Origin of the sequence: Catellatospora sp. NPDC049609, assembly GCF_040675365.1 — a bacterium.
In the GTDB taxonomy this organism is placed as follows: domain Bacteria; phylum Actinomycetota; class Actinomycetes; order Mycobacteriales; family Micromonosporaceae; genus Catellatospora.
The window spans coordinates 1-8232 of sequence record NZ_JBFAOU010000258.1 but is presented as its reverse complement, the minus strand read 5'-3'; the positions used below and the strand labels follow the sequence as shown (position 1 = coordinate 8232).

The 8232-nt window shown below is 71.5% G+C and carries 5 protein-coding genes; 4 read left to right on the top strand and 1 reads right to left on the bottom strand.

Annotation, left to right across the window (positions count from 1 at the left end):
- Window positions 1-161: 161 nt before the first annotated feature.
- The 4 genes from AB0J67_RS37370 (at window position 162) to AB0J67_RS37355 (ending at window position 6879) form a co-directional block, all read left to right on the top strand.
- The gene (locus AB0J67_RS37370; protein ID WP_363489904.1) at window positions 162-1493 is read left to right on the top strand and encodes a VWA domain-containing protein; all 1332 of its coding nucleotides are present in this window, start codon (window positions 162-164) and stop codon (window positions 1491-1493) included.
- A 12-nt stretch (window positions 1494-1505) separates the two neighbouring features.
- Window positions 1506-2618 (top strand): AAA family ATPase, encoded by a 1113-nt coding sequence (locus AB0J67_RS37365; RefSeq protein WP_363489902.1) that lies wholly within the window; start codon window positions 1506-1508, stop codon window positions 2616-2618.
- A complete protein-coding gene (locus tag AB0J67_RS37360; RefSeq protein WP_363489900.1) occupies window positions 2615-5437 on the top strand; it encodes a hypothetical protein in 2823 nt (940 codons plus the stop codon). The genes AB0J67_RS37365 and AB0J67_RS37360 overlap by 4 nt, the downstream gene beginning before the upstream one ends.
- A gap of 578 nt (window positions 5438-6015) precedes the next feature.
- A complete protein-coding gene (locus tag AB0J67_RS37355; RefSeq protein WP_363489898.1) occupies window positions 6016-6879 on the top strand; it encodes a methyltransferase domain-containing protein in 864 nt (287 codons plus the stop codon).
- Between the two features lie 29 nt (window positions 6880-6908).
- Here AB0J67_RS37355 and AB0J67_RS37350 read toward each other — a convergent pair whose 3' ends face one another.
- Entirely contained in the window at window positions 6909-7847 is a 939-nt protein-coding gene (locus AB0J67_RS37350) for an ion transporter (RefSeq protein ID WP_363489896.1), read from the bottom strand.
- Window positions 7848-8232 lie beyond the last annotated feature (385 nt).

Below are 8232 nucleotides of genomic sequence, written 5' to 3'. Positions count from 1 at the left end.
CTGGCCGTCGAGGCGGCGGTCAAGCGCAAGACCGTCGCCGTGCACGCGGGCGCGTGGGCGGGCGGGGCGAGCGACGCCGCCGGGGCCAAGGCCGAGGCGGCCGCCGCCGACGCGGTGAGGGTGCTGCGCGAACGCGCGGGAAGGCTGCTGCGGAAGTGACGATCGACGCGGACTTCAACCGCCGCCAGGTGCTCTACTGGCGGCTCATCGCCCGGCTGTTCAGCCGCGAGGAGCAGGCCTCCCTCGAATCGGCGAGCCTCGCCGTGGTCGAGGACCTCGGCCTGCCCGCCGCGCTGCTCGACCCGTCGGTGTCGGTGGACACCATCGTCCAGCGCTTCCCCGACCTGGCCGGCGACTTCGACGGTCTGATGACGCCAGAGGCCGGCGCGGACGCTGAACGTGACCCGGCGGCCGAGGTGCGGCGGGCGGCGCTGGCGGCGAAGGTGCTGCTCAACGTGTTCGACACCGGCTCGGGGTCGGTGTCGGCGACGCAGCTGGCGCGGTGGCAGTCCGACGCGGGCTGGCTGGAGCGGGCGCTCGGGCAGGAGCCCGGCAGCCTGCGCCGGCAGGGCGGCGGCGGGCAGTCCGGCGGCTCCGGCAGCGGGATGGGCGGCACGCTCGGCGAGCTGGAGGGCGACCTGATCAGCCGGATGCAGCTGCGCGAGGTGCTGGCCGACCCGAAGCTGGCCGCGCAGCTCACGCCGAGCATGTCGCTGATCGAGCAGCTGCTGCGGGACAAGTCGAACCTGTCCGGCGTCGCGCTGGCCAACGCCAAGTCGCTGATCCGGCGGTTCGTCGACGAGGTCGCGGCGGTGCTGCGTACCCAGGTGGAGCGGACGGCGGTGGGGACGATCGACCGCAGCGTGCCGCCGAAGCGGGTGTTCCGCAATCTCGACCTGGACCGCACCATCTGGAAGAACCTGACCAACTGGAGCCCCGAGGACCGCAAGCTCTACGTCGACCGGCTGTTCTACCGGCACACGGCGAGCAGGACCACGCCGTCGCGGCTGATCGTGGTGGTGGACCAGTCCGGCTCGATGCTCGACTCGATGGTCAACTGCACCATCCTGGCCTCGATCTTCGCCGGGCTGCCGAAGGTCGACGTACACCTGATCGCGTACGACACCCGCGCGATCGACCTGACGCCGTGGGTGCACGACCCGTTCGAGGTGCTGCTGCGCACCAAGCTCGGCGGCGGCAACGACGGCCCGGTGGCGATGGCCATGGCCCGGCCGAAGATCGCCGAGCCGCGCCACACCGCGATGGTGTGGATCTCGGACTTCTACGAGTTCGACCGGTCCCAGCCGCTGTACGACAGCATCGTCGCGGTGCACCGCTCCGGGGTGCGCTTCATCCCGGTCGGCTCGGTGACCAGCTCCGGCCAGGGCGTCGTCAACCCGTGGTTCCGCCAGCGGTTCAAGGACCTCGGCACGCCGGTGATCTCCGGCCACATTCGCAAGCTCGTGTTCGAACTCAAGAACTTCCTCGCCTAGGAGAACGACGTCATGACCGACATGCTGCGCGCCCCCGCCGAAGTCAAGTACGCCGAGGAGCTGGACTGGCTGGAGTCCGTCGACGACGGCCCGAAGCCGTTCTCGTGGCGGCTGAGCCCGAAGATGGTGCGCCTGTTCGTCCTCGGCTCGGAGCGGGCCGACGGCCTCGACCGCGAGATCGCCCAGAAGTGGTTCGGCGACCGCAGCTTCGTCGAGCGCGCCATCGTCACCCTCGCCTCCGACCGCGGCCTGCTGCTCATCGGCGACCCGGGCACCGGCAAGAGCTGGCTGGCCGAGCTGCTGGCCGCGGCGGTCTGCCGCAACTCGACGCTGGTCGTGCAGGGCACCGCGGGCACCACCGAGGACCACATCAAGTACTCGTGGAACGTCTCCTCGGTCATCGCCAACGGCCAGTCGCGCGCCTCGATGATCCCGTCGCCGATCATGACGGCGATGGAGCAGGGCGTCATCGGCCGGTTCGAGGAGCTGACCCGCTCCACCAGCGACGTGCAGGACGCGCTGATCTCGATCCTGTCCGAGAAGTACGTGTCCATCCCGGAGCTGGACGACGACAACATCGTGTTCGCCAAGCCCGGCTTCTCGATCATCGCGACCGCCAACAGCCGCGACCGGGGCGTCAACGACCTGTCCTCGGCGCTCAAGCGCCGGTTCAACTTCGTCCGCATCCCCGTGGTGACCAACAAGAAGAGCGAGGCGGAGATCGTCCGCTTCCGCACCAGCGAGCTGCTGCGCCGGCACCGCATCGAGCTGGAGGTGCCGCCGACGCTGCTCGACATCCTGCTGCAGAGCTTCGCCGACCTGCGCGCGGCGGCCGCGTCGGCGGGCAGCGACGACGAGAAGCTGGAGTCGGCGCTGTCCACCGCCGAGCAGATCGGCGTGCTGGAGGACGCGATCCTGCACAGCAACTTCTTCGGCGACCGGGCGCTGCGCGCGCAGACCCTGGCCGGATCGCTGGTCGGCTCGCTGGCCCGGCGTGCCCCGGAGGACCTGGCCATCCTGAACAAGTACTGGCACGGCGTGGTCGAGCCGCGCAGCAAGGCCGAGGGCGGGCTGTGGCCGGAGTTCCTCGAGGGCGGCCGCGACGCGATCAAGACCCTGTCGTGACCACGCCGTTCGACGCGCTGCGCGGGCAGCTGCTCGACGCCGCCGCGGCGCTCGCCGACGGGCCGGACGCGCTCGCCGGAATCCTGTCCGGCATCGTGGACGACGTCGACCGGGCGCTGCGGGAGCGGATGGAGATCTTCCCGGTGTGCCACCACTCGCCCGCCTCCGCCACGGCGATGGCCCGGCGGCTGCGCGAGAAGCAGCCCAAGGTCGTCTACATGGAGCTGTGCGAGGACATGCTGCCGCTGCTCACCGAGCTGCGCAACTGCCGGCTGCCGGTGGCGGTGCAGGCCTTCGCGTCGGAGCTGGACGGCTTCCCGCGGGAGTGGGCGCCGCTGTCGGTGGTCGCCCCGATCACCGAGGCGTCGGCCGAATACCAGGCCATCGCGTACGCCCTGGACACGCCCGGGGTCGAGCTGGTGCTGGTGGACCGGTCGACCGACCACGTGTTCCAGTGGCAGCCGCGGGCGGACCCGAAGGCGGCCGAGGCAGCCGACGCGCCCCCGGCCGAGCCGGTCGAGGCGGCACCGCTGGCAGACGGCGACCTGCACGGCGACGCGGTCGGCGTCGAGATCGGCGACCTGCGGCCGCGCTTCGCCGAGCTGGAGCAGCACCTGCTGCACCACGGCAAGGTGCGGCACTGGTCGGAGTGGTGGGACCAGTACGTCGAGCAGCCCCTCGGCGACGCCGACTACGACACGTACCGGCAGGTCATGGTCCTGATCGGGAGCCTGTTCCGGCGGCTGGCGCCCGGCGCGCACGACCGGGTCGCCTCCGACGAGGAGCGCGAGCGCTACATGTGGACCCGGATGCGGCAGCACCTCGCCGCGTCCGGCGCGGACGCGGCGGACTGCCTCTACGTCTGCGGTGCCTTCCACGCCGCGAGCCGCGTCGACGAGTTCGGCCTGGACGGGACGGACACCTACGAGATCAGCCCGCGTACCGCCACCAAGTGGCACTACGGGCTCATCCCGTCCAGCCACTCGGCGATCGAGGCGCAGTTCGGGCTGGCCTCGGGCTCGGTGTCGATCGCCGCGGCGGTGTTCGCGAAGTCGCTGACCCGCACCGGCGTGGTGCCGTACCGCCTGGAGGGCCAGCAGGGCGGTGCCGCGTCGAAGAAGAAGGCGAAGGCCGCCCCGGTGGTCGTGTCGCCGGTGTCGCGGCAGGTCGCCGACCGGCTGTCCGGGTTCCTCGCCCGGCCGCCGGTGCTCGACGCGCTCGACGAGGACGAGCTGCTCGGCTGGTCCGTCGAGATCGTCCGGCTGGCCCGGCGCAACGGCTACCTCGCCAGCACCGCCGACGCCATCGCCGTGTTCGAGACGTCGATCCTGCTCGCGGGGATGCGCAACCGGGCGCGGCCGACGCCGTACGACTTCCAGGACGCCGCGGTCACCTGCATCGAGAAGGAGTCCGTGCCCGGCCGCCGCGACGTGCGGCGGCTCTGCGAGATCATGCTCGGCGGCGACCGCATCGGCCAGGTCGGCTACGACTCGCTCCCGCCGCTGGCCCGCGACGTGCACGACCGGCTCACCCCGCTCGGGCTCAAGCTCGAACAGCGCGGCGTGCAGCGGGCCCTGCTCGACATCGCCACCCGGCCGGAGCTGGGCCGCTGCTCCGACGTGCTGTGGATGCTGCGCTACCTGATGCCGCAGGCCGCGGTACGCCCGATCATGGGCGAGCGGCGGCTCGGCGAGACCGCCATCCAGGAGTCCTGGGACCTGGCGCTCGGCACCCACCAGCGGGAGCTGATCGAGCTCGGGTACGAGGGCATCACCGTCGAGCAGGTGCTCGAACAGCGGCTGCGCCGCTCGGTGTGGGGCCCGCAGGCCACCGCCGCCGTCGCGCTGCGCGCGGTCGAGGACGCCACGCTGTACCTGCGCAGCCGTCGCTTCGCCGACGAGCTGGGCGCCCGCGCGGTGGACCTGCTGGCCGCCGAGCGCACCGTCGACGACGCGCCCGAGGTGCTGCGGCGGGCCCGGCGCCTGCTGGCGCACTACCGCGCCACCGAGCCGGTGCTGCCCGCCTGGCTGGAGTCGTTCGTCAAGGCCGGCTACGCGCACTACTGCACGCTGCTGCCGAACGCGTTCGTGGACGAGGAGACCGGCACCCGGCAGGTCGCCGCGATGCTGGGCTTCCTGTTCAGCATGGAGAGCCTGGCGCTGTCGCTGGGCTGCGACCGGACCCAGCTCGAACTGGCGGTGGCGCAGTCGCACCCGACCACGCCCGCCAAGACCGCGCTGCTGTGGGCCGCCCAGCACCAGCTCGGCCGCCTCAGCCGTGGCGAGCTGCGGGAACGGTGCGCGGAGCTGCTCGCCAACCCGCTGGTGCTGCCCGCGTACCCGCAGTACCTGAGCGGGTTCGTGCAGGCGCTGGAGCCCGTGCCGGCGCTGGCCGGGTTCGTGGTGGAGGCGATCTCCCAGGCGTTCGCGAAGCTGCCCGACCCGGTGCTGCTGCCGTGGCTGCCGACGCTGATCACCACGCTGCGCAAGGAAGGCGGCGACCACGTGCCGCTGCTGGTCCGCGAGGCGGGCCGGGTGTTCCCGGCGGGCCTGGCCGCGCTGGACGCGTGGACGCCGCCCTGGGCGGCGTCCGCCGCGCCGGACCCGGCGCCGCGCCCGGCGGGGCCACGGGTGGCGGGTCCGGTGCCCGCGTTGCTCGCGGCGCACCCGGACGGCACCGACGCACTCGCGGCGCTGCTCGGCTGTGAGGGGCAGTGGGCGACGCAGGAATCGGCCGCCACGGTCGGCGGTCCAGTGCACGACCTGCTCCGACGTCATCCCGACCCCGCGTCCGCCCTGGCCGCCGCGATCGGCGCGTGACCGCGCCACAGCTCCCGGCCGGTCCGGGGCCGGGTTAATCCGGGTTGGGGGACGAAGATCGCTGTCGCGGGTCAGAAAGTGAAGCTGCACCACGTTTTCTGACCTGAGACAGCGATCTTCGCGCCCCGCCCCGCCCCGCCCCGCCCCGCCGCGGCCGGCGCGGGGCGGAACAGTGCCCCGGACGTAGACGGCCCGGTTGAACCCGGCGGGAACGTCCGTTCAACGGACAGTGGAGATCGCGGGCGGCGCGGCGGCGAGGATTCCACCCGGAAGTCGACCGGCGGTGACCCGATGGAGGTACCCGCCCAGGGTGGAGCGGCCACCATGGGTGTACCGGAGGCGTCTCGGTCGACCGGTGTGTGAGCACCGCGGCCTGCGGTGTTTCCGGACAGGACATGAATCCGCGTCATTGACCGCAGCGATGATGATCGGTGCGCATCGCCTACCATTCCCACCTGTACCACCCGGGCTCATGACGCGACATGACATCCGGCCACCGGAGTTCCTCGTGGTGCTCGACGCCACTGCTGATCGGGGACCCGACCCGCTGAGCACCAGCCAGGAAGGAAGCGATCGCAGTGCCAGACCGGACCGTGGAGCCGAGCACCGGCGCCGAGCACGAGAAGGCGTTCACCAACTACGACATCCAGGCGTGCCTTTTCGACACCCAGCGCGTCAGGTATCTGCGGGACGCGATCTTCGCGACGGTCGAGCCGGGCCACGTCGTGGTCGACGCGGGCAGCGGGACCGGGCTGCTGGGCCTGTTCGCCGCGCAGGCGGGGGCGGCGCGGGTCTACTGCCTGGAGACCAACCCGGACTTCATCCCGGTGATCCGGGAGAACGCGCGGCGCAACGGGCTCGACGACCGCATCGTCGCGGTGCACGGCGACGCCACCTGCCACCCGCTGCCGGAGCCGGTGGACGTGGTCATCAGTGAGGTGATCAGCGCCGGCTTCTTCTACGAGCCGCAGCTTCAGATCACCAATCACCTGCGCACCTTCCTCAAGCCCGGCGGCACGATGATCCCGCAGGCCATGCAGAACCACCTCCAGCTGATCAGCGCGCAGGAGGACCTCTACGGCCTCAAGCTCAACTTCGACACCCGGTTCACCGAGCTCGAAGGCGACCGCCCGCTGACGGACAGCGTGCCCTACCTGGGCGCCCGCTTCGCGGAGCGGACCGAGCCCGTGGTCAGCGTGAACGTCCGGCTCACGGCGGAGGAGACCGGATCGGCCAACGCCGTCAAGATCGCGTACCGGATCGACTTCGCCGACGGCATCTCCGGCGAGAAGCCGACCGACTTCCTGCTCAACCCGCAGATCATCTTCCTGGGCGAGCCGGTCGACGTGGTGCGGGGCGACGAGTTCGAGGTCAGCCTGGACTACCTGGCCGGCAGCAACCCGATCGAGGCGAAGATCGCGATCAACCGCGTACTGGGCTGACGGAGCCGGTCGCACCGAACGGCCGCCGGCTAGCTCCGGTGCGGCGCGTGGTCCCGGCGCGCGGTCACGGCGTCGCGGTCGATGCGCAGGTCACGTTCCAGCTCCGCGATGAGCTCGCGCAGGTCGTCGAGGCGCTGGCTGATCATGATCCGGTCCACGTCGTCGGGCTCGCCGTCGCCGTCCTCATCGAAGTCGGGGGCGAGGCCCTGGGTCATCTCCAGCCGGCGTGCCTCCTCCATCGAGTTGACGATGACCGCCATCAGGATGTTGAGCAGCAGGTTCGCCGTGATGAGCACGTAGCTGACGTAGTAGACCAGAGTCCATGGCGACATCGCCAGGCCCTGCTCGATCAGGTCGGGCAGGGTCTCCAGTGACAGCAGCACGAACAGGGTCAGCACCGCGCGGCCGATGGTGCCGTACTGCTCGGGATACCGCTCGGCGAACAGCAGCCAGCCGGCCATGCCGTAGACGTAGAAGGTGACCATCGCCAGGGCGAGGAAGCCGCCGACCCCGGGCAGGCTGCGCAGCAGCGCGTTGACGATGGTGCGCAGGCCGGGCGAGAACCGCACCAGCCGCACCACCCGGGCGATGCGCACGACCCGCAGCACGGCCGAGTCTCCGTGCAGGCCGGGGACGAACGCGGCCGCGATCACCACGAGGTCGAAGACGTTCCAGCCGTGCTTGAAGAAGTCCTGGGGACGCCTGCCGTAGCTGAGCAGGCGAATCGCGATCTCCACGACGAACACCGCCCGGAACACCCACTCCAGCGCCCGCAGCCACGCCAGCGACTGCAGGTCGGGGTACGTCTCGACGCCGAGCAGCACGGCGTTGGCGCCGATGGCCACCACGATCGCGACCTCGAAGGCGCGGGACCCCGCGACCGCCGCGCACCAGTCCGTCACCGGGGACGTCCGGGCCGGTCGAGGTTCGTCGGTGACGGGGCGACGGGGTTCGAGCAGCAGGCTCATGCCTCGATCCGGGGCGTCGTCGGCCGGGGCTGCATCCGTCGTGGCGCGACCGGCGGGGGCGGCAGTGGCATGGCATCACCTTACGGGCCGCCATTCCGGGCGCCGCCGGGAGATCACCACCGGCCGCAGGGAAGGTTGCCCGGCGGCGGCCGGGAGACCCGCCCTGGACCGTGCGGGTATGACGGCTGATGCGCCCTGCCGCCAGGCGACCTTGACGGAGCCCTGGCCGGGGTGGTGCGCAACACCGGCGCGCCGGGAATACGCCCGCCGAGTGCGGAGCGTAGAGCGTGCGATTACGTTCAGTGAAAAAATCTTGAGTTTGCCCTGGACGGGGGCCGGTCGGCCGACGTAGCGTGATCCCCAGTGGCGCGACGCTCGATGAAGG

Bases quoted from the DNA above. Each gene is read 5' to 3' on its own strand.
- AB0J67_RS37365 (WP_363489902.1), top strand. From the start codon at position 1,506: ATGACCGACATGCTGCGCGCCCCCGCCGAAGTCAAGTACGCCGAGGAG.
- AB0J67_RS37350 (WP_363489896.1), bottom strand. From the start codon at position 7,847: ATGAGCCTGCTGCTCGAACCCCGTCGCCCCGTCACCGACGAACCTCGA.